Origin of the sequence: Stutzerimonas chloritidismutans (assembly GCF_051486945.1) — a bacterium.
Classification (GTDB): Bacteria; Pseudomonadota; Gammaproteobacteria; order Pseudomonadales; family Pseudomonadaceae; genus Stutzerimonas; species Stutzerimonas chloritidismutans_B.
In genome coordinates, this window is sequence record NZ_JAHVDX010000002.1 from 158,422 (window position 1) to 182,082 (window position 23,661).

A 23,661-nucleotide genomic window follows, 5' to 3' on the forward strand; every position below is an offset into this window, starting at 1 on the left:
GCAAGTGTAACGACTTATTACTCGAAGGGAACGCTGCTAGATTGTCCGGCTCGATTGATGCCTGTGAGCGACGCCATGCCTGCCACGCTGCAACGCCGACTTTCCATTTTCATCGCATTGGTGCTGCTGGTTGCCGCGGCTTTTCTCGCGCAGTGGTACTTCACAGGGCGTTACGTCGAGCATACCGACAACGCCTACGTGCAAGGCGAGATCACTCGCGTGTCCAGCCAGCTCGCAGCCCGTATCGAGCAGGTGCACATTCAGGATAATCAGCACGTATCGCCAGGCGACCTGTTGGTCACCCTAGAGCCGGGCGACTTCCGCCTCGCCGAGCAACAGGCCCACGCCAACCTGGCGATCCGCGAAGCCGAGCTCGCCCAGGCGCGCAGCCGGCTAGCACAGCAGTCAAGCCTGATCGCTGCCAGCCAGGCAGCCGTCAGCGCCGCCCAGGCGAACCTCGCGCGTAGCCAATTGGACCTGTCGCGTGTCGAAGCGCTGCGCAAACCCGGGTTCGTGTCCGAAGAGCGTGTTACTACGCTCTCAGCGGACGCTCGTGTCGCCCGGTCGCAGCGGCAGAAGGCCGAGGCCGACCTCTCTGCGCAGCGCCAGCAGGTCGATGCCCTGGAGGCAGACGTCAAGCGTCTCGAAGCGCAGATCGACGCCGCCCGCGCCGAGGTCGAGCAAGCTCGATTGAATCTGGGTCGTACGGAGATCCGCTCGCCGATCAGTGGCGTCGTTGGCCAGCGCTCGGCCCGTACCGGCCAGTATGTCGCCGTGGGCGCCTACCTGATGTCCGTTGTGCCGGACGAGGCGATCTGGGTGCAGGCCAACTTCAAGGAAACCCAGATCGGTCGCATGCGGGTTGGCCAGCGCGCCGAACTGACGTTCGACAGCTATCCAGACACGCCGATCGAGGGCCGTATCGAGAGCCTCTTCCCTGCCTCGGGTGCTCAGTTCAGCCTACTGCCGCCGGACAACGCCACCGGCAACTTCACCAAGGTGGTGCAGCGCATTCCAATCAAGCTGACCTTCGCGTCCGACTCGCCGCTTGCGGGCCGCATTCGTCCGGGGATGTCGGTGGACGTCGAGGTCGATCTCCGTGACCGCTGACGCACTCGTCCGGCCGGTCGGTGAACCCAGCCGACGCGACTGGATTGCCGTCATGAGCGCCATGCTGGGCGCGTTCATGGCGGTGCTGGATATTCAGATCACCAATTCCTCCCTGAAAGACATCCAAGGCGCGCTATCCGCGACGCTGGAGGAAGGCTCCTGGATTTCAACGTCCTACCTGGTCGCCGAGATCATCATGATTCCGCTGACCGCCTGGCTCGTTCAGCTGCTGTCCGCGCGGCGATTAGCGGTCTGGGTATCGGTCGGATTTCTCGCCTCGTCATTACTCTGCTCCTTCGCCTGGAACCTGGAGAGCATGATCGTTTTCCGCGCTCTGCAGGGCTTCACGGGCGGCGCGCTGATCCCCCTGGCCTTCACCCTGACGCTGATCAAACTCCCGGAGCATCATCGCGCCAAAGGCATGGCGCTGTTCGCTATCACGGCGACCTTCGCGCCCTCGATTGGCCCGACCCTCGGCGGCTGGCTGACCGAAAACTGGGGCTGGGAATACATCTTCTACATCAACATTCCACCCGGCCTGCTGATGATCGCCGGCCTGCTCTATGGCCTGGAGCGAAAGCCGCCGCACTGGGAGCTGCTCAAGCGCACCGACTATGCAGGGATCGTCACCCTGGCCCTCGGGCTCGGCTGTCTGCAGGTATTTCTCGAGGAGGGGCATCGCGAGGATTGGCTTGAGTCCTCGCTGATCGTCCAGCTCGGGTCGGTGGCACTCGTCAGCTTGATCCTGTTCGTGATCTTGCAGTTTTCGCGACCTAACCCACTGATCAACCTCGGCATCCTGCGCGAACGCAACTTTGGCCTCACCAGCATCGCCAGCCTGGGTATGGGGCTGGGCCTCTATGGCTCGATCTACCTGCTGCCGCTCTACCTGGCGCAGATTCAGAACTACAACGCGCTGCAGATCGGCCAGGTAATCATGTGGATGGGCATCCCGCAGCTATTCTTGATCCCGCTGGTGCCCAAGTTGATGAAGGTGATCGCGCCGAAGCTGCTCTGCGCGGCGGGATTTCTGTTGTTCGGACTTTCCAGCTTCGCCTCGGGCGCGCTCAATCCGGACTTCGCCGGTGAGCAGTTCCACCCCCTCCAGATCGTCCGCGCACTGGGCCAGCCGATGATCATGGTTACCATCTCGTTGATCGCCACGGCCTACGTGCAGCCACAGGACGCCGGCTCCGCCTCCAGCCTGTTCAACATTCTGCGCAACCTTGGCGGCGCCATCGGTATCGCGTTACTCGCGACCCTGCTCGACAGCCGAGGCAAAGTGTATTTCGACTATCTGCGCGAATCGGTTGTGCCGGGTAACCCAGCGGTCGCCGAGCGGCTCGCCACCTTGACAGCGCAACTGGGCAGCGAACAGGCCGCGCTGGGCCGGCTCAGTGAGATCACCCATCAGCAGGCGATAATCATGGCCTATAACGACGCCTTTCACTTCGTCGGCATCGCCCTCGCCGTGAGCATGGTCGCCGTACTGCTCACCCGCCCCCTGCCGCAGGACGTCCAGGCCGGCGCGGGGGGACACTGAGCGCCGCGCACCTGCCAGGCGCCCGCACGCCTCGCTTCATGTAGGAGCAGGTTCTACCTGCGACAAGCCGCGGCCCGGAACACTCATCGCAGGCAGAGCCTGCTCCTACAGATTCGTGCAGCCTCCAGCTAGTCACTGCGCCCGGCTCCATGTAGGAGCAGGTTCTACCTGCGACCAAGCCACAGCTCGGCACCCTGGCCGCAGGCAGAGCCTGCTCCTACAGGATCAACCGAAACGACGAGCGCATCAGAGCCAGACCGCATCCCATAGCGGGTATTCACCCACCCGCTGGACCAAGCCCGCGCGCAATGGGTTGGCAATGACATAACGCGCAACGGCGCGAATATCGTCTTCTCGGCGGATAGCCCGATCGTGAAAGCCTCGCTGCCAGACCTGCCCGCTCCGGCCCAACGCCGCGTTGACGGCCTTGGCGCTGAGTGACTTCATGCGCATTACAGCCGCGTGGAGTGGTTGGTCACTGAGTTCGAACAGCCAATGAAAATGATCGGGCATCACGACGAAGGCGAGCGAACGGAGTCCGCAAGTGGCGTCCGCTGCGCGCATTTGCTCAACCACCAGGCGACCGAGACGCCAATCCGCGAAGCGTGGTTCACGCGCCTGGGTCACCGCCGTGACGAGGTAGATCCGCCCTGGCTCCGAAAATCGTCCACGCCGCAGGCTGCTGGCGCCCGGCCGGGCATTTTGCATATCCATTGCTCCTTTTTGCCTTCCTGGCTCCGCCTATAAATACAGCTACCCGCAACCGCGCGCCTGTCAGTCTTGCGTTACGTTGGTCGCAGGCAGAGCCTGCTCCTACAGCAGCAAGCAGGCCAACACCAGACGCCCGCACGCACCGCTCCATGTAGGAGCAGGTTCTACCTGCGACCGAGACCTCCACCCCGGTCACATGGGTCGCAGGCAGAGCCTGCTCCGACAAAGGTGTGCAAGCCACCCCTTCCGGCCGCTACACCTGCAGCAGTCGCTCACGCAGTTTCTGGATTTCGTCCCGTGTCTGGGCGGCGGCCTCGAACTCGAGGTCGCGTGCGTAGGCGAGCATTTTTTCCTCGAGTTGGCGAATGCGCTTGGTGATTTCGCTCGGCGAGCGGAGCTCGTTTTCGTAGCGCGCCGCCTCTTCCGCTGCCTTGGCTTCGCCGCGGCGCTTCTTGCTGCGCGAGCCGGGGACCGTGGCGCCTTCGAGGATATCCTTGACGTCCTTGAACACCCCCTGTGGAACGATGCCATTGGCCTCGTTGAACGCGATCTGCTTGGTACGGCGGCGTTCGGTCTCGCCGATGGCCCGCTCCATGGAGCCGGTCATGTTGTCGGCATAGAGAATCGCTCGCCCGTTGAGGTTGCGCGCCGCGCGGCCGATGGTCTGGATGAGCGAGCGTTCCGAGCGCAGGAAGCCCTCCTTGTCGGCATCGAGAATCGCCACCAGGGACACCTCCGGCATGTCCAATCCCTCGCGCAGCAAGTTGATGCCCACCAGCACGTCGAACACGCCCAGGCGGAGGTCGCGAATGATCTCGACGCGCTCCACCGTGTCGATGTCCGAGTGCAGGTAGCGCACGCGCACGTTGTGATCACCCAGGTAGTCGGTCAGATCCTCGGCCATGCGCTTGGTCAGCGTGGTCACCAGCACACGCTCCTCCTTGGCCACGCACTTGTTGATTTCCGACAGCAGGTCGTCGACCTGCGTCAGCGCCGGACGAACCTCGAGCAGCGGGTCCACCAGGCCGGTCGGGCGCACCACCTGCTCGATCACCCGCCCGGCATGCTCGGCCTCGTAGGGGCCGGGTGTCGCCGAGACGAAAATGGTCTGGGGGCTGACGGCCTCCCATTCGTCGAACCGCATGGGGCGGTTGTCCAGTGCGGACGGCAGGCGGAAGCCGTACTCGACCAGCGTCTCCTTGCGCGACCGGTCGCCTTTGTACATCGCGCCCACCTGCGGAACGCTGACGTGCGATTCGTCGATAACCAGCAGCGCGTTGGCCGGCAAATAGTCATAGAGGGTCGGCGGCGCCTCGCCGGATGCACGGCCCGAGAGGTAGCGCGAGTAGTTCTCGATGCCGTTGCAGTAGCCGAGCTCCATGATCATCTCGAGATCGAACCGGGTGCGTTGTTCCAGGCGCTGGGCCTCGACCAGCTTGTTGTTGCTGCGCAGATAATCGAGACGGTCCTTGAGCTCGACCTTGATGTTCTCGATAGCGTCGAGCAGCGTCTCGCGCGGGGTCACGTAATGGCTCTTGGGGTAAAAGGTGAAGCGCGGCAGCTTGCGAATCACCTCGCCGGTCAGCGGATCGAAGGCCGACAGGCTCTCGACCTCGTCGTCGAACAATTCGATGCGCACCGCCTCGAGGTCCGATTCGGCCGGGAACACGTCGATCACATCGCCACGCACGCGGAAGGTCGCACGGGCAAAATCCATGTCGTTGCGGGTGTACTGCAGCCCCGTCAGCCGGCGCAACAGCTCGCGCTGGCCGATCCGGTCGCCGCGGTCGAGGTGTAGCACCATCTTGAGGTAAGACTGCGGGTCGCCGAGACCGTAGATACAGGAAACCGTGGTCACGATGATGGCGTCCGATCGCTCCAGCAGCGCCTTGGTCGCCGACAGGCGCATCTGCTCGATGTGGTCGTTGATCGAAGCATCCTTCTCGATGAAGGTGTCGGACGACGGCACGTAGGCTTCCGGCTGGTAGTAGTCGTAATAGGAAACGAAATACTCCACCGCATTGTTCGGAAAGAACGCTTTGAATTCGCCGTAGAGCTGCGCGGCCAGCGTCTTGTTCGGTGCCAGCACCAGGGTCGGGCGCTGCACGTGGGCGATGACGTTGGCGATGCTGAAGGTCTTGCCCGAACCGGTCACGCCGAGCAGCGTCTGGTGCGACAGCCCGGCCTCGATGCCTTCAATCATCTGGCGAATGGCCTCGGGCTGGTCGCCGGCAGGCTTGAAACGCGTGACCAATTCGAACTGCGACATATCGACCTCTCTTGATTGCGATGCGCCCGACGGCGGCGTGCGTCAGCCGGACCAGCCCGTCAGACTTGACCAGGGCAACGGACCGACGCGCGCAGACCCTTGATGCGGCCCGACCTTCTCGATCTCAAGAGCGCCGCGCAGCTTCTGGACGATCGGTCCCCGAACAGGCCCATTACAGGCAGAAAAACCGGCCTAGCATATCGCGACGAGGGGCTGGGCCCGCTATACTCTTGCCCCGTTTGCGCACCGCCCCGCGCGCGAAGCGAGGGGTGTTGCACCTGTCACTCCCTTCTCTTTCGAGCCTCCCCATCATGAGTTTGTTCTCCGCTGTCGAACTGGCGCCGCGCGATCCAATCCTTGGCCTCAACGAAGCCTTCAATGCCGACACGCGGCAGAACAAGGTCAATCTGGGCGTGGGCGTCTACTACAACGAAGAAGGTCGAATTCCGCTGCTGCGCGCCGTTGCTGCAGCCGAGATGGCACGGCTCGAGTTGAATGCCCCACGCGGCTACCTGCCGATCGACGGCATCGCCAGCTATGACATGGCCGTGCAGGGCCTGCTGTTCGGTGCCGACTCGGCACTGGTCGCCGATGGCCGGGTAGTCACCAGCCAGGCGCTCGGCGGTACTGGCGCCCTGAAGGTCGGCGCCGACTTCCTCAAGCGCATGCTTCCCGACGCCGTGGTCGCCATCACCGATCCGAGCTGGGAAAACCACCGCGCGCTGTTCGAATCCGCCGATTTCCCGGTGCAAAACTATCGTTACTACGACGCCGCCAGCCACGGCATCGACCGCGCCGGCATGCTCGAGGACCTGAAGAACCTGCCGCCCCGCTCCATCGTCGTACTGCACGCCTGCTGCCACAACCCGACCGGCGTTGACCTGCAACCCGAGGACTGGAAACAGATTCTCGAAGTCCTGCGCGCGAACGATCACGTCCCGTTCATCGACATCGCCTACCAGGGCTTCGGTGACAGCATCAAGGAAGACGCCGCCGCCGTGCGCCTGTTCGCCGAGTCGGGCATGAGCTTCTTCGTTTCCAGCTCCTTCTCCAAGTCATTCTCGCTGTACGGCGAGCGCGTCGGCGCCCTGTCGATCGTCACCCAGAGCCGAGATGAATCGGCACGCGTTCTCTCGCAGGTCAAGCGCGTCATCCGCACCAACTACTCCAACCCGCCGACCCACGGCGCAACGGTCGTCTCGGCTGTACTCAACAGCCAGGAGTTGCGCGCCATGTGGGAAACCGAACTGGCCGAGATGCGCACCCGCATCCGCGACATGCGCCTGGCGATGGTTCGCCAACTCGCTGAGAAAGGCGCCAAGCAGGACTTCAGCTTCGTCGCCCAGCAGCGTGGGATGTTCTCCTACTCAGGCCTGACCGCGGCACAGGTCGAACGCCTGCGCGTCGAGTTCGGCGTCTACGCGATCAGCACTGGCCGCATCTGCGCCGCCGCGCTGAACACCCGCAACCTGGACCACGTCACTGACGCTATCGTGCAGGTGCTCTGATCGGGTAAGGGGTTGACTTCTCCTTATCAAACAGTAGGATACGCACCGCTGTTCCGCGATAGCTCAGTCGGTAGAGCAAATGACTGTTAATCATTGGGTCCCTGGTTCGAGTCCAGGTCGCGGAGCCAAATTTGAAAGCCTCGGTTAGTCCGGGGCTTTTTTGTGGCCCCAAGACTCTACCAGGGACTCTGTCCCAGGTTATTCGCTTCGCTCACCCCTTCGGGGCCGCGCTAAAGCGCGTTCTGCTGCGCAGTCGAGTCCAGGTCGCGGAGCCAATTGAAAGCCTCAGGTGAAAACCTGGGGCTTTTTTGTGGCCCCGAGACTCTCACCAGGGACTCTGTCCCAGGTTATTCGCTTCGCTCACCCCTTCGGGGCCGCGCTGAAGCGCGTTCTGCTGCGCAGTCGAGTCTAGGTCGCGGAGCCAAATTTGAAAGCCTCAGGTGAAAACCTGGGGCTTTTTTGTGGCCCCAGGACTTTGTCCCAGGTGATTCGCTTCTCACCCCTTCGCGGCCGCGCTAAAGCGTGTTCTGCTGCGCAATCGAGCCCAGGTCGCGGAGCCCCGAGTTTATACAAGCCCTTGTAGGCTCTGCTTTTTGCGACCAATCGCTCAAGCGCCCCGTAAGCACCGAAGGCCTACGCACCCCCAATTCGGCAGCAAGCTGACGCTACACAACCACTCGATGCGATTCATGCAGCGCCGACGCTGCGTGCAGTTGCCCCGCCCGCTCCCCGGTCGCGTCAGCCCTCACCTCCGGAAGTCAACGAAGGCGGAACCATACGCCAGCAGAAACGAAAACGCCCTGCATTGGCAGGGCGTTCGGACCGCTTTTATCTATTACTGCTGCTCGGCTTCTTCAGCGGCAGCCTCAGGCTCGGCTTCAGCAGCCGGAGCGGCTTCGTTCTCGTCGCCCTTGATGCCCAGCAGTTCAAGATCGAAGACCAGGACAGAATTGGCCGGGATCAACGGGCTCGGGCTCTGCTCGCCGTAGGCCAGTTCGCTCGGGATGTAGAGCTTGTACTTCTCGCCAACGTGCATCAGTTGCAGGCCTTCGACCCAGCCCGGGATCACGCCGCCCACCGGCAGGTCGATCGGGGTGCCACGCTTGATCGAGCTGTCGAAGACGGTGCCATCGGTCAAGCTGCCTTCGTAGTGGACGGTAACGACATCGTCCGGGCCCGGCTGAGCGCCATCGGCTTCCTTGATAACTTCATACTGCAGGCCGGACTCGGTGGTCTTCACACCGTCACGCTTGGCATTTTCCTCGAGAAACTTCTTGCCGTCCTCGACAGCCTTCTTGTTCATCTCGGTCAGGCGCTCTTCGGCGCGAGTCTGCAGATAGGAGAAAGCTTCCATCAGCTCTTCGTCGGTCAGCTTCTGCTCTTTCTTGCCAATGGCATCGTCGATGCCCTGAGCGACGGCCGCTGAATCGAGGTCCTCCATGCCTTCCTGCGCCAGGCTTTTGCCCATGTTCAGGCCGATGCCATAGGAGGCCTTTTGCGCCGGGGTTTCCAGCTTGGCGCTGGTCTCCGAATCACAGCCCGCCAGAACCAGGCCGACCAGGGCAATCGCAGACGCCAAACGATGATGTCTCATTCTGTATCCTTAATTACGCACTTGGGTTGTGTAGCAAAACAGTTGCCGGAGCTTAGCAGCCACCCTCGCCCGTAGGCTACCGGACCTACCCGGCCAACATGTAAATAGAATGCAAAGAGAGGACGCCCGCACGAAACAGGCAGAACAGAGCGACTTTTCTGGAGGCGAAAAAAAAGCGACCTTTAGGTCGCTTTTTCGTGCTGGCAAGGCGTTCAGTATTCCTTGCTAGCCAATATGGCGCAGCGGACGGGACTCGAACCCGCGACCCCCGGCGTGACAGGCCGGTATTCTAACCGACTGAACTACCGCTGCGCTTAACCTCGAGTGGTGGGTGATGACGGGATCGAACCGCCGACCCTCTGCTTGTAAGGCAGATGCTCTCCCAGCTGAGCTAATCACCCGTTTGCTCTCGAAGTGGGGCGCATTCTAGAGAGGGTTCCCCACCTTGGCAACCCCCTTTTGAAAAAAAAATTGAAGAACTTACAAAGACTTAGGAAAGCCCTCGGTTTATTGGCAAAAACGTGGTTTCGATCGGCAATGCGGACGGCCAGGGTTGGCCTGCGTTGGCGCGGCAGGAATAATGCGCGCTTTGCTTCTACCGGAGTTTCAGATCGCCATGTGGTTTCGCAACCTGCTCGTCTACCGTCTCACCCAGAACGTCCCCTTCGATGTCGAGACACTTGAAGCTGCATTGGCCGCCAAGCCCGCCCGTCCTTGCGCCAGCCAGGAGCTCAGTACCTACGGCTTCGTCGCACCGTTCGGCAAGGGCGAAGATGCGCCACTGGTTCATTCGAGCCAGGGCTTCCTGCTCATTTCCACGCGCAAGGAAGAGCGCATCCTGCCCGGCAGCGTGGTGAAAGACGCGGTCAAGGAAAAGGTCGAGGAGATCGAAAACGAGCAGATGCGCAAGGTCTATAAGAAGGAGCGAGACCAGATCAAGGACGACATCATCCAGTCCTTCCTGCCGCGCGCCTTCATTCGCAAGTCGGGCACCTTTGCCGCCATTGCGCCTGAGCAGGGCCTGATCCTCGTGAACTCGGCCAGCCCCAAGCGCGCCGAAGACCTGCTGTCCACCTTGCGCGAAGTGATCGGCTCGCTGCCGGTGCGTCCGCTGACGGTGAAGATCGCGCCAACCGCAACCATGACCGACTGGGTCAAGACGCAGAAAGCCGCGGACGACTTCTTCGTGCTCGATGAATGCGAATTGCGCGACACCCACGAAGATGGCGGCGTGGTGCGCTGCAAGCGCCAAGATCTGACCAGCGACGAGATCCAGCAGCATCTGGAGGTCGGCAAACAGGTCACCCAGTTGTCGCTGGGCTGGCAGGACAAACTGTCGTTCGTGCTGGACGACAAAATGGTGATCAAGCGCCTGCGCTTCGAAGAATTGCTGCAAGAGCAGGCCGAGCAAGACGGCGGCGAAGACGACCTTAGCCAGCAGGACGCCAGCTTCGTGCTGATGATGTTGACCTTCAAGGACTTCCTGCCGGCCTTGTTCGAGGCGCTCGGCGGCGAGGACGTCCCGCAGGGGCTCTGAGGCGCCGGACGGCACTTAGCGAAGCCCGGCCCGGCACAATGGTCTTCACTGATGCGATGGCGGCCGGGTCAACCTAGGGCCGGCCGCCGCGCCCTTTCATAATGACAAGGTAAATCCGATGCGTGCCCTCGCCGCCTTCAGCCGCTTCGTCGGCAACACCTTCGCCCTCTGGGTCCTGCTGTTTGCCGTTCTGGCCTTCTACCAACCCGCCTGGTTCCTGCCTGCCACCGCCTGGATCGTTCCGTTGCTGGGGCTGATCATGTTCGGCATGGGCCTGACGCTGAAAGCGGCGGATTTTGCCGAAGTAGCACGCCGGCCGCTGTGGGTGGCGCTGGGCGTGGGTGCGCAGTTCCTGATCATGCCTGCGCTTGCCTGGCTACTGTGCCAGGTGCTCGGCCTGCCTGCGGAGATCGCCGTCGGCGTGATCCTGGTCGGCTGCTGCCCTGGCGGCACGGCGTCCAACGTCATTGCCTGGTTCTCGCGCGGCGATGTCGCGCTGTCCGTCGCGATCACGGCGGTGACTACCCTGCTCGCCCCGCTGGCAACGCCCGCGCTGATCTGGCTGCTGGCTTCGGAGTGGCTGCCGGTGAATTTTGCAGCGCTGTTTACTTCAATAGTGCAGATCGTGTTGCTGCCGATCGGCCTCGGCTTGATCGTGCGTCGCCTGCTGGGCAACCGGGTACACCATGTTGTCGACGTGCTGCCGCTGGTGTCAGTGGTCAGCATCGTGATCATCGTCGCTGCCGTGGTGGCGGCCAGCCAGGCGAAAATCGCCGAATCCGGCTTGCTGATCATGGCGGTGGTGATCCTGCATAACGGTCTCGGGCTCGGCATTGGTTACCTGGCGGGGCGGCTGTTCGGCCTGCCGCTGGCGCAACGCAAGACCCTGTCGATCGAGGTCGGTATGCAGAACTCGGGGCTGGGCGCCGCCCTGGCCAGCGCGCATTTCTCACCGCTAGCGGCGGTACCCAGCGCATTGTTCAGCGTCTGGCACAACCTTTCCGGCGCGCTGTTGGCAACGATCTACCGCCGCATGAAAGACGAAAGCCACACCGGCTGATCCGCGCAACGCCCGGGTTTGCTCCCAGCTGCCGCGCATGCAAAATAGCGGCGCTGGGGACGACCCCAGGCTTGCACCCAATCACGGGGACGACCCCACCCGTCGTCCCTGGAGACAAGAATGTCGTGGCTCATCCTCCTACTTGCCGGCCTGTTTGAAATAGGCTGGGCCGTCGGTCTGAAGTACACCGATGGGTTCACTCGCCCACTCGCGTCCGCGCTCACGATCACTGCCATGCTGGCAAGCCTGGGCCTGCTTGGCATGGCGATGAAGGAACTGCCGCTCGGCACCGCCTACGCCATCTGGACGGGGGTCGGCGCGGTAGGCACGGTGATTGCCGGCATCGTCCTGTTCGGCGAATCGGCGAGCCTGTTGCGCCTGGGCAGCGTGCTGCTTGTGTGCATCGGAATGCTTGGCCTGAAGCTCAGCCACTAACCGGCACGTCGCTCTGGCGGTCAGCCGAATAGCGCTGGCTCCCGGTAGTGCCTGGCGCAGGCTTGGCCATCAGCCCGGAACAGATGGCACTTGTTCGCCTGAAGGCCAGTTGCATACGCCTGGCCTTCGGCGACGCGCCGGTTGCCATCGCTCGCGACGGCGACCATGCCATCGACGCCTTCGAGGTTCAGGTGCAAGAGGTTGTGATCGCCCAGCCGCTCGGCAACGGCCACTTCACCGTTGAAGATAAAATCCGCCTGCTCCGGATCGACGAAGTGTTCCGGGCGAATGCCCAGCGTAAGCGTCTCGCACGCATCCAGCCCCGCGCCATCGACAGGCACCTGCAGGCGGCTACCACCTGGCAGGTTCACTTCGACCGATTCGGCACTGGCCGTTGCCACCGTCACCGTCAGGAAGTTCATCTGCGGCGACCCGATGAAGCCCGCCACGAATTGGTTGTCCGGATAGTGATACAGCTCCAGCGGTGGGCCGACCTGAGCGATGCGGCCAGCGTTGAGCACGACGATCTTGTCGGCCAGGGTCATGGCTTCGACCTGGTCGTGCGTAACATAAATCATCGTTGCCTTGAGACGCTGGTGCAGCCGCGAGATTTCGATGCGCATCTGCACACGGAGAAAGGCGTCGAGATTGGATAGCGGCTCGTCGAACAGAAACACTTTCGGCTCGCGGACCATGGTGCGGCCGATGGCGACACGCTGGCGCTGGCCGCCAGACAGGTCCTTCGGCTTGCGTTCGAGCATCTGGTCGAGTTGCAGGATCTTCGCCGCCGCGTCGACCCGCCGGCGTATCTCCGCCTTGTCGATCTTCGCCAACTTCAGGCCAAAGGCCATGTTCTCGGCGACATTCATATGCGGGTACAGGGCGTAGGACTGAAACACCATCCCCACCGAGCGCTCCATCGGCGGGCGCTCGTTGACGCGCTCGCCATCGATCTTCAGCTCGCCGTCGGTGATGTCCTCCAGGCCGGCGATCAACCGCAGCAAGGTCGACTTGCCGCACCCTGAAGGGCCGACGAAAACGACGAACTCACCGTCGGCGATATCCAGATCGATGCCCCGGGTGATGGGTACACCGTCGTAGCTCTTGCAGATGTTTCGCAGGGTAACGCTGGCCATTCTTGTTGTTCTCCTTCAAATGGCCACCGCGGCGAGCGCGGTGGCCAGGCTGGCCTCGAAAAAATCGGGCAGCTCACCCAAGTCGGCGGGCGAAGCCGAAGCCGTGCGCCGGGAGCTGCACGGCCTGCCCCTCGAACACGGCTGAGGACGAGGGCACATCGAGGCCTTCGACCGGCGCCGACAGATCAAAGTGCCGCACGCTGTCGCCCATGTTGAACAAGCAGATCCAGGCCTCGTCACCCAGCCGCCGCTCGTACATGAGCAAGGTTTCATCGTGGTACAGGGTGCGCATGCTGCCCTCGATCAGCAAGGGCTGATCCTGACGCCATGCGAGAAAACGTCGATAGATGTTCAGCATTGAATCTGGAACCGGATCCTGGGCCGCGACCGACAGCGCGAGGTGCCGGTCCGCCAGCGGCAACCAGGGCTGCTCGCGGCTGAAGCCGCCGTGCGGGTCCGCGTCGTGCCACGGCATGGGCGTGCGGCAGCCGTCACGGCCCTTGAATTCGGGCCAGAAGCGAATGCCGTAGGGATCGACCAATTGCTCGAATTGCAGCTCGGCCTCGTCCAGCCCCAGCTCCTCGCCCTGATAAAGGCACACGCTGCCGCGCATGCTCAGCAGCATCGCCATGAACATGCGACCACGGGCGTGATCGGGCTGGTTGCCCAGCGCCCACCGACTCATCACCCGGACGACGTCGTGATTGCCAATCGACCAGCACGGCCAGCCCTCGGCCAGCTCACGCTCGACGCAATCGATGGTGTGGCGCAGGAACGCCGGGCTGCATTGCTCGGTGAGCAGGTCGAACGAATAAGCCATGTGCAGCGCCTCGCTGCCTCCGGTATAGGCGGCCATGGTGCGCAACGAGTGATCGCAGCCGATTTCCGCCACCGTGGCGCTGCCGGGGTAGCGCTCCAGCAACTGCCGGATTCGCCGCAAGAAGCCCAGGTTCTCCGGTTGCGTCTTGTCGTAGAGATGCTTCTGGAACGCATAGGGGTTGTCGGCACGCACCCCGATGCTGCCTTCGCGAATGTCATGGTTGGGCGGGTTGTCACGCAGCGCCTGGTCATGGAAGTAGAAATTCGCGGCATCCAGCCGAAAGCCGTCTACACCGAGCTGCAACCAGAACTCCATGTCGTCGAGTAGCTGTTGCTGCACGGCTTCGCAGTGGAAATTCAGGTCCGGTTGGCTGGAGAGGAAATTGTGCAGGTAATACTGCTTGCGCCGGCTGTCCCAGGTCCACGCCGGGCCGCCGAACACCGACAGCCAGTTGTTCGGCACCGTGCCGTCCTCCTTTGGGTCGGCCCAGACATACCAATCCGCCTTCGGGTTGTCGCGGCTCGACCGGCTTTCCTTGAACCAGGCGTGTTGGTCGGAGGAATGGTTGAGCACCTGGTCGATGAGGATGCGCATGCCACGCGCGTGAGCAGTCTCGATCAGGTGCTTGAAGTCATCGAGCGTGCCGAACAGCGGGTCGACGCCGCGGTAGTCCGCCACGTCGTAACCGAAGTCCTTCATCGGCGAGGTGAAGAACGGGGATAGCCAGATGGCATCGACATTAAGGCTGGCGATGTAGTCGATCTTCTCGACCACGCCGCGCAGGTCACCAACGCCGTCGCCGTTGCTGTCGTAAAAGCTGCGCGGATAGACCTGGTAGATGACGCCACCGCGCCACCAGTCGTTGCGATTCATAGACCACCCCTTGGGTTCGTGGGAACAACAGGCCGCCACTCTAGGCGTGGCAGCCGGTCGCAACATCCTCCCGACCCGACTTAGCCGAGGCGTATCTGGCGGGCGTAGCCGAGCCACTTGGCCGGGGCGTAGTACGGCTGGCTGCACGCCGTGGCGGTGTGGTCGCTGGAGTGATTGCACGCAGAACCTGCTCATCCAGTAAGGCGTAGCAGCGATCGTGCTCGCTACTCAGCGGAGACCGCCGATGAACGGCAGGCGATACGCCATGGAAACGTCACCCCGCAAGCGCACCGACACTTATCTGTCACGCAGCGGTTATAGGATCGGTTGCGTTCCAAGACTGATCCCCGAAGTAGCTGCCGCCCTGCTCGACCCGGTGCAGCCAGTCAGGAGCGACACCGCACCCACCTTCCATGGAGAGACGACATGTTCAAGTGCAAGCCCCTCGCAGCCGCCATCATCGCGATCATGGCTACCCAGGCGTACGCCGACGACAACAGCGCAGAACAGAACCAGTCGGGCGCCGACAACGTGGCCGAAGTGACCCAAACCGGCGGCCAGGACAACCTGTCCTACCAGTCGCAGATCGGTGCCAACAATGACGGTATGGTCACCCAGACCAACGCGAACCTGTCCGACGCGCTCCAGACCCAGGCGGGCACCGGGAACCTGGCCGATCTCGTCCAGACCGGCACGCAGCAGAGCGAGGCAATCCAGGAACAGTACGGCGACGAAAACGACGCGAGCATCGTGCAGAACGACTCGTTCGGCGCCAGCGCAGCCCAGTACCAGGATGGCAATAACAACCTGGCGCTGACCGAGCAGACCGCGGCGGACCTCAGCAGCACGGTCATCGACCAGGCTGGCAACGGCAACTTCGCCGAATCCATCCAGGAGAACACCGAATCCAGCGTATCCGAGCAGCGCCAAACGGGTGACGAGAACGTCTCGCTGGTCTGGCAGGACGGTGGCGCCCGCAACGACGCATTGGTCGACCAGCAGGGCAACTTCAACGACGCGACCATCTACCAGGTGGGCGCCTTCGATTCGAGCGCCAATATCACCCAGCAGGGCGATTCGCAGGTCGCTTCGATCAGCCAGGAAGGCTCCGAACACACCGCCACCATCGAGTCGAACGGCCTGTCCAACGAGGCCTATATCGACCAGAGCGGCTCGCTGCAGACCGCCTCGATTTACCAGGACGGCACCTCCAACAGCGCCGACGTGTTCCAGGCAGGGGATAGCAACAGCGCCTCCATCAACCAAGCCGGCGACAACAACTACGTCGTTGTCGACCAACTCGCAGGTAGCCAGAACAGCGCTACGCTGGAGCAGGCCGGACAGTACAACGAAGCCTACGTAACACAGGAAGGCACCAGGCAAAGCGTCGACTTCCTGCAGGATGGAAGCGACAACCTGCTCACCGCCCAGCAGACCGGCAACGGCAACGAGCTCAGCGGTTCGAGCTACGGCGACAACAACCTGGTCGACGTCGTGCAGAACGGCGATCTCAACGTTGCCGACATCCAGCAGATCTATGGGTCGAACAACGAAGTCAGCCTGATGCAAAGCGGCGAAGGCCAGCTAGCACAGGTGCTCCAGGGCGGCGACGCCAACCGGGCCGTGCTCGACCAGAGCGGCATGGGCAACTCGGCCATCGTTTCGCAGATGGGCTCGGGCAACCTCGCCACCGTGACTCAGCAGTAAGCAGCACCGGCAGCCGGCCCTGCGCCGGCTGCCGCTTCCCTCTCTAACGCACGACTCGCACGCCAGCTAGCGGCTACGTGCCGGGTTGCCCATCACGGTCGCGCCTGCCGCGACGTCTCGCGTTACCACACTACCCGCCCCGATCACGGCGCCATCGCCGACGGTCACACCCGGCAGGATGATCGCGCCGCCGCCAATCCACACGTGCTCGCCGATCAGCACCGGGCGACCAAATTCCAGCCCGCTGCGCCGCCCCTCGGCATCGCGTGGATGATCCGCGGCGTATATCTGCACGGCTGGCCCAATCTGAGTGCCAGCCCCAATGCGAACCTCGGCCACGTCGAGGATGACGCAGTTGAAGTTGAGGAACACCTCGTCGCCCAGATGAATGTTGTAGCCGTAGTCGCAGTGAAACGGCGGGCGGATCACGGCGCCCTGCCCCACGCTGCCGAACAGCTCGGCCAGCAGTCCCCGGCGAACCGCAGGCGTTTCCGCGAGCGCCGCGTTGTAGCGCACCATCCAGGCCTTCGCATGGGCCTGGTCGGCCTGCAGCTCGGGGTCACCCGGGCGGTACAGCTCGCCGGCCAGCATCTTTTGTTTCTCGGTCAAGGTCATCGCGGACTCCGGTGGGCGGATGGTTCAGGTTTTGACCCTAGCGGCGATATCGCTCGGGCCCGCTCATTCACCCTGAATCTTGCTCAACAGGCTACGCGCCAATTGCACGGCCTCGTTGCGGTGAGTGATGTTGAGCTTTTGATAAAGGCTGCGGATGTGCGTCTTGATGGTGGTCGGCGCCACGTTGAGGTGCTCGGCGATCTGCTCGTTGGACTGCCCCGCGTGGATCAGGCTCAGCACCTGCCACTCACGCCGCGTGAGGGGTGAATGGCGGATCAGTTCAGGCACGTCCGGGCGGTTGATGATGTCCTGGATCACGGCTTCGTCGAGTGTGATACGGATCGCCCGGCTGAAATCGCGCTGCTGCTGCGCCAGTTGGATCAGGCGGTCGGCCCGCTGCGCCTCGAGCTCGTCGAGCCTGCGTTCGTGCTGCAATGCCTTGAGCATGGCGATGAGCAGTTTGCCGACGCGCAGGAAACTGCCGATCGCCCCCGTGCTGCTGGCCAGGGTGAGCGCCAATTGCAGGTGATCGAGCGCCTGCTGACGCTCTTCGCGCAGCCAGTGCAGATGAGCCAGCAGAATGTGGTTGCGGTTGAGGTCCATCACCAGGCCATGCTGCTCGGCATCGACCTGCAGCTGACGCAGGATTGGCAGCGCCTTGTCCGGCTGTTTCAGCGACAGATAGGCCCGCGCATGGTTACGCGCGTTGTACTGGGCGAAATGGTTGCGGCCCCGCTCCAGCGCAGGTGCAGTGAGCAGCCACTGCTGAATGGCCGCTTTGTCCTGCGTCGAATCCCAGTAGCTGAGCATGGCGGCATGGGCGTTGGCGAGCCAGTCGACGTGGTAGCGGTCATCAGCGAGCATGCTCTGAAGCTTGCCAATGTAGTCGGCACAGGCGCTCTGCTGGCCGCGGGCGTGGGCGATGCCAGCGAGTAGCGCGTAGCACTGCAGGCGCCAGCGCTCGCCGACGTCCTCGAGAATCTGGATACCCTGCAGCGCGCACTGTTCGGCAGCGTCCAGATGATGCCATTCGAGCAGCACCTGCCCGCGCACGCGGTAGATGAATTCCATGATTGGCGTGGCCCGCAGCTCAGCCTGCTCGACATACTGGATCGCACGTTCCTGCAGCGAGTAAGCCTTCTGCAGATAGCCTTGCGCGATGGCGATCTCGGACAGCTGGCCGAGGTTCCAGACCACCAGGTGCGAGGCGCGTATCTCGCGCGCGCGCCGTTCAGCTTCCTCGTATTGCTTCTGCGCCTGCGGCAACAGGCCCTGGACGAAATGCGCCTCGGCCATCCCGGACAGTGCCGCGACCTTCGAGGTCCGCATGATCAACGGCTCGCGCGCCAGCGCCTCGCGGGCCAGGGCGATGGCTTGCTGCTCGTCGCCCCGGTTCATCGCCACTTGCGCACGCACGGCATTGAATTCGCCAACGATGCGCGCCCAATCCTCGTCTGAACAGCTGTGCTGGAGGGTTCGCTCGCTGGCCTCGAACCAACGCTCGACCTGATCGTACTGGTAGGAATTCTGAGAAACCCAGGCTTGCAGCAAGGTCAGCAGCGGCGAACCGGCGATGACCGCCTCGGGGAGTGTTTCCAGGCATTGCTGCAGCAACCCCAGGCGACCTTGACGGTAGAACTGCCGACCGTGCCGCTCGAGCACCTCGCCGACGCGGCTCGGGCAGCCCGCCAGCACCGCATGGCGTGCGGCCTCCTCCGGCAGGTTCTCGGCCATCAGCGCCTCGGCGGCGCGCTGATGCAGTTCGGACAACCGCTGCGGCTGACGCATGCGCAGCTCGCCCTGCAAAAACGTCGCGAACAATGGGTGGTAGGCATACCACTGGTGCAGGCCGTCCTGCGGCTGGACGAACAACCCGTCACGCTCCAGTTGCTCGAGCATCTCGCGGGCATTGCAACCCTGGGTCAGGCGATCGGCCAGCGGCGCGTTGAAGCGCTCCAGCAGGCAGGTCGCCTGAAGGAACTCCAACGTTTCGGGCGCCAACTCGGCGACGACCTGTTCTCGCATGTAGTCGCGCACATGGGGATGACCCAATTGCAGGTGTTCGAGAAACAGGTCCATACCGCGGCCGGTCTGCACTTCCTGCAAGGCCAGCTGCAGCGCACAGGGCCAGCCACCGATGCGCCGGTTGAGGCGTTCGACCTGCTCACGGTTGATCGGTACCGGCAGGCCGAGGTCGAGCAGCGCCTGCACTTCATCCGTCTCGAACGCCATCTGTTGAGCATCGACCACCAGCAACTGGTGCTTGACGCGCAAGTCTGCGAGACCCAGGCCCGGCTGGCCGCGGCTGCATACCAACAGCGTTAGCCAGCCGGGCATGTGGCGAAGAAAGAAACGCAACGCGCCAATCACCGATGCATCGTGCAGCGCCTCGAAATCATCCAGCACCAGCAGCAGCGGTTCGTGCTCGGTCGGCAACTCGGCCAGTAGGTGCGTCAGCAGCGTTTCGAAAGGCAGGCTGCCCTGCCCCGCGAGCAAAAGGCTGCGCGGGCAACCGTGCTCGAGTCGCGCGTCCAGCGCGTGCAGCAGATAACGGCCCAGCTGCTGCGGATCGTTATCCGCCGGGTGCAACTGCAACCAGGCGACGCGCCCGTCGAACGCCTGCGCCCACTGGCAGGCCAGGGTGGTCTTGCCGAAGCCACTGGGCGCCTGCAACACCGCCAGGCGTACCTCGCCCAGGAGCAAAAACCACTCGTCCAGCCGCGGGCGCGCCAGCAGACCGCGCGGCAGCGAAGGGGCTTTCAACCTGGCCGGTATCAACGGCAAGGGGGCGGGCCGTATGGCGTTCATGATCCTGTCTCCTCTTCCTTGATCGTTCGAGGCTCCTCAGCCCTTGACGCCGCCTGCGGTCAGCCCACCGACGATCCAACGCTGGCAGTAGAGAAACACCAGCGTGATCGGCAAGCCGGACAGCACCGCCGCCGCGGCAAAGTCGCCCCAGAGGTAGTTCTGGTCGTACAGGTATTGCTGCGCGCCGACCGACAGCGTGAGCTTGTCTACATCCATCAGCAGGACGGAGGCAATCGGGTACTCGGTGATGCTGGCGATGAACGCGAGGATGAACACTACGGCGAGAATCGGCACACTCATCGGCAGGAGGATATGCACGAAGGCCTGCCACGTGGTTGCGCCATCGACGATGGCGGCTTCCTCCAGCGACCGGTCGATGCTTTCGAAGTAACCCTTGATCGTCCAGATGTGCAGCGCCATGCCGCCCAGCGAGGCGACGATGACCGCGCCGTGGGTATTGATGCCCAGCCAGCCGACATGTTTGCCGAGCTGGTCGAACAGCGCATAGATCGCCACCAGTGTGAGCACCGGCGGAAACATCTGAAAGATCAGCATGCCTTTTAGGATCGGCGCCTTCCCGCCGAAGCGCAGCCGCGCGAAGGCATAGGCGCTGGTGGTTGAAAGCATCAGGATCAGCAGCGAGCTGATGAGCGCGATCTTGATCGAATTCCACAGCCAGGTGAGGACCGGGAACGGCGGATTGCTGACCGTCCCGTTTTCCTGCTCATAGGGAATGCCCAGCGCCAGCGACCAGTGCTCCAGCGTGGGGTTGTCCGGCAGCAAGCTGCCGGTGGCGAAATTGCCTTCGCGGAACGAGATCGAGACCACCATCAGCAACGGGAACAGGATCAGCGCAACGAACGTCAGCAGCCCGGCATGGGTCAGCCAGATGCGGTACTTGACGGATTTTGGTTGGACCATGGCCATGCAGGCGTCCTCACACGTTCACTTTCGAGAGTTTCAGGTTCAGCCAGGCCATGGCACCGACGACGATGAAAATCAGCGTGGCGATGGCGGCGGCCAGGGCGAAGTTCTGCCCCGAATCCTGGAACGCGATGCGGTAGGTGTAGCTTACCAACAGGTCGGTGGTGCCCGCTGGCGTGGTGGTGCCAAGGATGTCCGGGCCACCGCGGGTCAGCAGCGTGATCAGTACAAAGTTATTGAAGTTGAAGGCGAAGCTTGCGATCAGCAGCGGCGCCAGGGGTTTGATCAGCAACGGCAGCGTGATCTGCAGCAGGTTGTCCAGCGGCGTCGCGCCGTCCATGGCCGAGGCTTCGTAAAGATCACGCGGGATCGCCTGCAGCAAGCCCATGCACAGCAGCAGCATGTAGGGGTAACCCAGCCAGGTATTGACGATGAGCACCATGGTGCGTGCCAGCGTCGGGTCACTGAACCAGTCGGGCCGTACACCGAACAGGCTGTCGAGCATCAGGTTTATCTCGCCGAAGCTCTGGTTGAACAGCCCCTTGAACACCAGGATCGAGATAAACGCCGGCACGGCGTACGGCAGGATCAGCATCAGCCGGTAGAAGGCTTTGCCGCGCACCATCTCCCACTGCAGCAGACTGGCAAGCACCAGCCCGACGGCCAGCGTGAAAACCACCGTCAACCCGGCGAAGCAGACCGTCCAGACAAAGATCTGCAGAAACGGACCGCGGATCTTCGGATCGGTCAGTACCTTGGCGAAATTGCTCCAGCCAGCGTAGACGGTGTAACCCGGTGCGACCGGCTGGCCGTCCGCGTCGATGTAGAAGCCGATCTCGTCGTTCGCGGTCAGGCGTTCGCCGGTCTGGTTATTGATCAGCGAACCGTCGTCCTGCAGGCGGTACAGCGGTTCGACCGCAGCGACTTCGCGCAGGCCATACAGGCGCAGTAATTGGCCGTCATCAGCACGCATCACCCACTGTTCGAGTGCCTTGCGCTGGCGAATAACGTCGCGCAGTGGCAAGGCCTCGCCCAAATCGGCGACCTCCGTTTCCGGGCTCATCGGCAGCGGTTCGCCCTCCACCGGCTCGCCGGCCAGCGGTGCGGACACCCACAGCCCCCGCTCGCCGCGATCCACGCGCAGGCGCATCTCGCCGCCGTCGTTCTGGTGCAGGCTGAAGGCGTGGCGCTCGCCGGCTACGTAGGTCTGGCCGAGGTGATAACGCTGCGCCTGCTCGAAGCTCAGCAAGTTGGTGCCGCTGTAGTTAGTAAAGCCGATGCCCACGGTGTAGAGCAGCGGAAAGATCACGAAGATCAGCATCCCCGCCACGGAGGGAAAAATGTAGCGATGGGCATAGGCCCGGCGGCTGATGAAGACGAAACTGGCAATCCCCGCGACCACCAGCCCGAGCAGCGCGAATACCGTCTGGCCTTGCGCATAGAGCGCGACGATCAGGTACAGCGCAAAGGCGTTGCAGAGCAGCCACAGGCCCCAGCGCATCATGGCAGGCAAGCGTGGTAGGGAAAGCCTGGGCACGGCGCGGCCGGGCACCTCGGCGGAAACATTCACGACGGACATCGGAATCTGAGCCTCAGGGCGCGCAGCCGCGGACGCAGGCGTCGACGGCTGCGGTTCGTTGCGGGACGAGTTATTTGACGATGCGTTTGGCGGCGTCATCCAGGGCGGCATCCACGGTTTGACGACCGGAGGTGATGTTGGTCAGCGCCGCTTCCATGGCCGACCAGAACACACCCATCTGCGGAATATTCGGCATCGGGCGACCCTGCTCGGCGCTGTCGAACGTGGCCTTGATCAGCGGGTCATCCGCCAACTCAGCCATGTACGCCTCGTTGACGACCGCACCGAGCGGCACGTCCGCGTTAACCGTCTTCAGGCCCTCGGGTTGCAGCAGGTAGTTCTCCAGGAACTCGACGGCGAGCGCCTGGTTGGGGCTGGCGGCGTTCAGGGTCGCGGCCATCACGCCGGAGAAGGGTTTGCTGGCGCCCTCGCCTACGGCAGGAATCGGCGCGACACCGAAGTCGATGCCGCTCTTGCGAATGTTCGACCAGGCCCAGGGGCCGCTGATGAACATTGCCGACTCGCCTTTGTTGAAAGCCGCTTCGGCCGCGCTGTAGTCGGCGCCCTTGGGCATGACGCCTTCGTCTACCAGCCGCTTGAGCATCGCCGCACCCTGCTTGGCGCCAGCGTTGTTGACACCGGTCTGGCTGACGTCATAACCGGTTTCGGTGTCCTTGAACGCATAGCCGCCATTCGCGGCCAGCAGCGCCCAGGTGAAGTAGGTGTTGTTGTAGTCCCAGAGAATGGCGCGCTTGCCGTCCGCAGCGAGGTCCTTATGCATCGCCAGAACCTCCTCGAAGGTCTTCGGCGGCGTCGGCACAAGGGCTTTGTTGTAGATCAGCGCGGGCGCCTCGACCGCCATGGGATAGCCCCACAGCTTGCCGTCATAGCGGACGGCGTCCCAGGCGAAATCGGCAATGGCATCCTTCGCCTCGCTGCTGGGCGTTACCGGGGTGAGCAGGCCACTTTGCGCCCACTCACCGAGGCGGTCGTGAGCCCAGATGAAGATGTCGGGGCCGTTACCGGTAGCGGCGGCCTGCTGAAATTTGTCCGTGGCACCGTCGGGATGCGCCACCTCCACGGGAATGCCGGTTTCCTCGGTGAAGCGCTCGCCCACCTTGGCCAGCCCTTTGTAGCCCTTGTCGCCATTGATCCAGACGACGAGCTTGCCTTCCTCGATGGCCGCCTGAACAGACAGGGGCAGGCTCAGGGTTGCAGAGAGGCCGACGACGGCCGCTGCAAACAGCGTTTTGTTCATTGGGTATTCCCTCGTGGCTTCTTATTGTTGATCCACATCTGCTGCCGGCCGCCAGGGCGGTCCCGCAGTTCCGTCATAGTCGCCCCGTTCGCACCACGCGGCATCCTCCCCGCACAGCGGATGAGGGGCGTAGAAGCGGGGCGTAGTTCACCGCCGCGCGCCGCCCGTCTGCGC

17 protein-coding genes and 3 tRNA genes are annotated in these 23,661 nt (G+C 63.1%); 8 read left to right on the forward strand and 12 right to left on the reverse strand.

From position 1 onward, the window contains the following. The first annotated feature begins 75 nt into the window (after nt 1–75). Nucleotides 76–1,110 (forward strand): HlyD family secretion protein, encoded by a 1,035-nt coding sequence (locus KXR72_RS07775; RefSeq protein ID WP_437420542.1) that lies wholly within the window; start codon nt 76–78, stop codon nt 1,108–1,110. Beyond that, the gene (locus tag KXR72_RS07780; RefSeq protein WP_437420543.1) at nt 1,100–2,653 is read left to right on the forward strand and encodes an MDR family MFS transporter; all 1,554 of its coding nucleotides are present in this window, start codon (nt 1,100–1,102) and stop codon (nt 2,651–2,653) included. Before KXR72_RS07775 ends, KXR72_RS07780 begins: the two co-directional genes overlap by 11 nt. A gap of 246 nt (nt 2,654–2,899) precedes the next feature. Here KXR72_RS07780 and KXR72_RS07785 read toward each other — a convergent pair whose 3' ends face one another. Next, nucleotides 2,900–3,361, reverse strand: coding sequence for an REP-associated tyrosine transposase (locus KXR72_RS07785; RefSeq protein ID WP_437420544.1), 462 nt, complete (start codon nt 3,359–3,361; stop codon nt 2,900–2,902). A gap of 256 nt (nt 3,362–3,617) precedes the next feature. Next, a complete protein-coding gene (gene uvrB, locus KXR72_RS07790; RefSeq protein WP_437420545.1) occupies nt 3,618–5,633 on the reverse strand; it encodes an excinuclease ABC subunit UvrB in 2,016 nt (671 codons plus the stop codon). 311 nt (nt 5,634–5,944) lie between these two features. On the opposite strand from uvrB, the gene KXR72_RS07795 reads away from it, so the two are divergent. Together KXR72_RS07795 and KXR72_RS07800 are read left to right on the forward strand one after the other, a co-directional pair. Beyond that, complete coding sequence (locus KXR72_RS07795) at nt 5,945–7,141, forward strand: amino acid aminotransferase (RefSeq protein WP_437420546.1); 1,197 nt, start codon at nt 5,945–5,947, stop codon at nt 7,139–7,141. 52 nt (nt 7,142–7,193) lie between these two features. Continuing rightward, nucleotides 7,194–7,269 (forward strand) — tRNA-Asn (locus tag KXR72_RS07800). 707 nt (nt 7,270–7,976) lie between these two features. Here the strand turns inward: KXR72_RS07800 and KXR72_RS07805 are convergent. The 3 genes from KXR72_RS07805 to KXR72_RS07815 all read right to left on the reverse strand — a co-directional run bounded on the left by KXR72_RS07805 (nt 7,977) and on the right by KXR72_RS07815 (nt 9,136). After that, the gene (locus KXR72_RS07805; RefSeq protein WP_437420547.1) at nt 7,977–8,735 is read right to left on the reverse strand and encodes an FKBP-type peptidyl-prolyl cis-trans isomerase; all 759 of its coding nucleotides are present in this window, start codon (nt 8,733–8,735) and stop codon (nt 7,977–7,979) included. Nucleotides 8,736–8,970: 235 nt separating this feature from the next. Next, nucleotides 8,971–9,047, reverse strand: a tRNA-Asp gene (locus KXR72_RS07810). Nucleotides 9,048–9,060: 13 nt separating this feature from the next. After that, a tRNA-Val gene (locus KXR72_RS07815) sits at nt 9,061–9,136 on the reverse strand. 215 nt (nt 9,137–9,351) lie between these two features. Between KXR72_RS07815 and rdgC the strand changes: the two genes are divergently transcribed. The 3 genes from rdgC (at nt 9,352) to sugE (ending at nt 11,767) form a co-directional block, all read left to right on the forward strand. After that, complete coding sequence (gene rdgC, locus KXR72_RS07820; protein ID WP_437421317.1) at nt 9,352–10,272, forward strand: recombination-associated protein RdgC; 921 nt, start codon at nt 9,352–9,354, stop codon at nt 10,270–10,272. Nucleotides 10,273–10,390: 118 nt separating this feature from the next. Further along, nucleotides 10,391–11,332: a bile acid:sodium symporter family protein gene (locus tag KXR72_RS07825; RefSeq protein WP_437420548.1), complete on the forward strand. Its 942-nt coding sequence runs from the start codon at nt 10,391–10,393 to the stop codon at nt 11,330–11,332. A gap of 120 nt (nt 11,333–11,452) precedes the next feature. Then, entirely contained in the window at nt 11,453–11,767 is a 315-nt protein-coding gene (gene sugE / locus KXR72_RS07830) for a quaternary ammonium compound efflux SMR transporter SugE (protein ID WP_437420549.1), read from the forward strand. A 20-nt stretch (nt 11,768–11,787) separates the two neighbouring features. Here the strand turns inward: sugE and malK are convergent, their stop codons facing one another. Next, nucleotides 11,788–12,903 (reverse strand): maltose/maltodextrin ABC transporter ATP-binding protein MalK, encoded by a 1,116-nt coding sequence (gene malK / locus KXR72_RS07835; RefSeq protein ID WP_437420550.1) that lies wholly within the window; start codon nt 12,901–12,903, stop codon nt 11,788–11,790. Between the two features lie 73 nt (nt 12,904–12,976). Next, complete coding sequence (locus KXR72_RS07840; protein WP_437420551.1) at nt 12,977–14,596, reverse strand: alpha-glucosidase; 1,620 nt, start codon at nt 14,594–14,596, stop codon at nt 12,977–12,979. 426 nt (nt 14,597–15,022) lie between these two features. Between KXR72_RS07840 and KXR72_RS07845 the strand changes: the two genes are divergently transcribed. Further along, nucleotides 15,023–16,303 carry a hypothetical protein gene (locus KXR72_RS07845; protein ID WP_437420552.1) on the forward strand — a complete coding sequence of 427 codons (1,281 nt, stop codon included), beginning with the start codon at nt 15,023–15,025 and terminating at the stop codon, nt 16,301–16,303. A 66-nt stretch (nt 16,304–16,369) separates the two neighbouring features. Here the strand turns inward: KXR72_RS07845 and KXR72_RS07850 are convergent, their stop codons facing one another. The 5 genes from KXR72_RS07850 to malE form a co-directional block, all read right to left on the reverse strand. Continuing rightward, entirely contained in the window at nt 16,370–16,918 is a 549-nt protein-coding gene (locus KXR72_RS07850) for a sugar O-acetyltransferase (protein WP_437420553.1), read from the reverse strand. A 63-nt stretch (nt 16,919–16,981) separates the two neighbouring features. Beyond that, a complete protein-coding gene (gene malT / locus KXR72_RS07855; RefSeq protein ID WP_437420554.1) occupies nt 16,982–19,726 on the reverse strand; it encodes an HTH-type transcriptional regulator MalT in 2,745 nt (914 codons plus the stop codon). A gap of 36 nt (nt 19,727–19,762) precedes the next feature. Further along, nucleotides 19,763–20,653 carry a maltose ABC transporter permease MalG gene (gene malG, locus KXR72_RS07860; protein ID WP_437420555.1) on the reverse strand — a complete coding sequence of 297 codons (891 nt, stop codon included), beginning with the start codon at nt 20,651–20,653 and terminating at the stop codon, nt 19,763–19,765. Nucleotides 20,654–20,663: 10 nt separating this feature from the next. After that, entirely contained in the window at nt 20,664–22,229 is a 1,566-nt protein-coding gene (gene malF / locus KXR72_RS07865) for a maltose ABC transporter permease MalF (RefSeq protein WP_437420556.1), read from the reverse strand. A 70-nt stretch (nt 22,230–22,299) separates the two neighbouring features. Beyond that, complete coding sequence (gene malE / locus KXR72_RS07870; RefSeq protein ID WP_437420557.1) at nt 22,300–23,487, reverse strand: maltose/maltodextrin ABC transporter substrate-binding protein MalE; 1,188 nt, start codon at nt 23,485–23,487, stop codon at nt 22,300–22,302. Between the last annotated feature and the right edge of the window lie 174 nt (nt 23,488–23,661).

Bases quoted from the DNA above. Each gene is read 5' to 3' on its own strand.
- rdgC (WP_437421317.1), top strand. From the start codon at position 9,352: ATGTGGTTTCGCAACCTGCTCGTCTACCGTCTCACCCAGAACGTCCCC.
- KXR72_RS07805 (WP_437420547.1), bottom strand. From the start codon at position 8,735: ATGAGACATCATCGTTTGGCGTCTGCGATTGCCCTGGTCGGCCTGGTT.
- KXR72_RS07850 (WP_437420553.1), bottom strand. From the start codon at position 16,918: ATGACCTTGACCGAGAAACAAAAGATGCTGGCCGGCGAGCTGTACCGC.
- KXR72_RS07785 (WP_437420544.1), bottom strand. From the start codon at position 3,361: ATGCAAAATGCCCGGCCGGGCGCCAGCAGCCTGCGGCGTGGACGATTT.
- malT (WP_437420554.1), bottom strand. From the start codon at position 19,726: ATGAACGCCATACGGCCCGCCCCCTTGCCGTTGATACCGGCCAGGTTG.
- KXR72_RS07825 (WP_437420548.1), top strand. From the start codon at position 10,391: ATGCGTGCCCTCGCCGCCTTCAGCCGCTTCGTCGGCAACACCTTCGCC.
- sugE (WP_437420549.1), top strand. From the start codon at position 11,453: ATGTCGTGGCTCATCCTCCTACTTGCCGGCCTGTTTGAAATAGGCTGG.
- KXR72_RS07845 (WP_437420552.1), top strand. From the start codon at position 15,023: ATGTTCAAGTGCAAGCCCCTCGCAGCCGCCATCATCGCGATCATGGCT.
- KXR72_RS07795 (WP_437420546.1), top strand. From the start codon at position 5,945: ATGAGTTTGTTCTCCGCTGTCGAACTGGCGCCGCGCGATCCAATCCTT.
- KXR72_RS07775 (WP_437420542.1), top strand. From the start codon at position 76: ATGCCTGCCACGCTGCAACGCCGACTTTCCATTTTCATCGCATTGGTG.
- KXR72_RS07840 (WP_437420551.1), bottom strand. From the start codon at position 14,596: ATGAATCGCAACGACTGGTGGCGCGGTGGCGTCATCTACCAGGTCTAT.
- uvrB (WP_437420545.1), bottom strand. From the start codon at position 5,633: ATGTCGCAGTTCGAATTGGTCACGCGTTTCAAGCCTGCCGGCGACCAG.
- malK (WP_437420550.1), bottom strand. From the start codon at position 12,903: ATGGCCAGCGTTACCCTGCGAAACATCTGCAAGAGCTACGACGGTGTA.
- malF (WP_437420556.1), bottom strand. From the start codon at position 22,229: ATGTCCGTCGTGAATGTTTCCGCCGAGGTGCCCGGCCGCGCCGTGCCC.
- malG (WP_437420555.1), bottom strand. From the start codon at position 20,653: ATGGCCATGGTCCAACCAAAATCCGTCAAGTACCGCATCTGGCTGACC.
- malE (WP_437420557.1), bottom strand. From the start codon at position 23,487: ATGAACAAAACGCTGTTTGCAGCGGCCGTCGTCGGCCTCTCTGCAACC.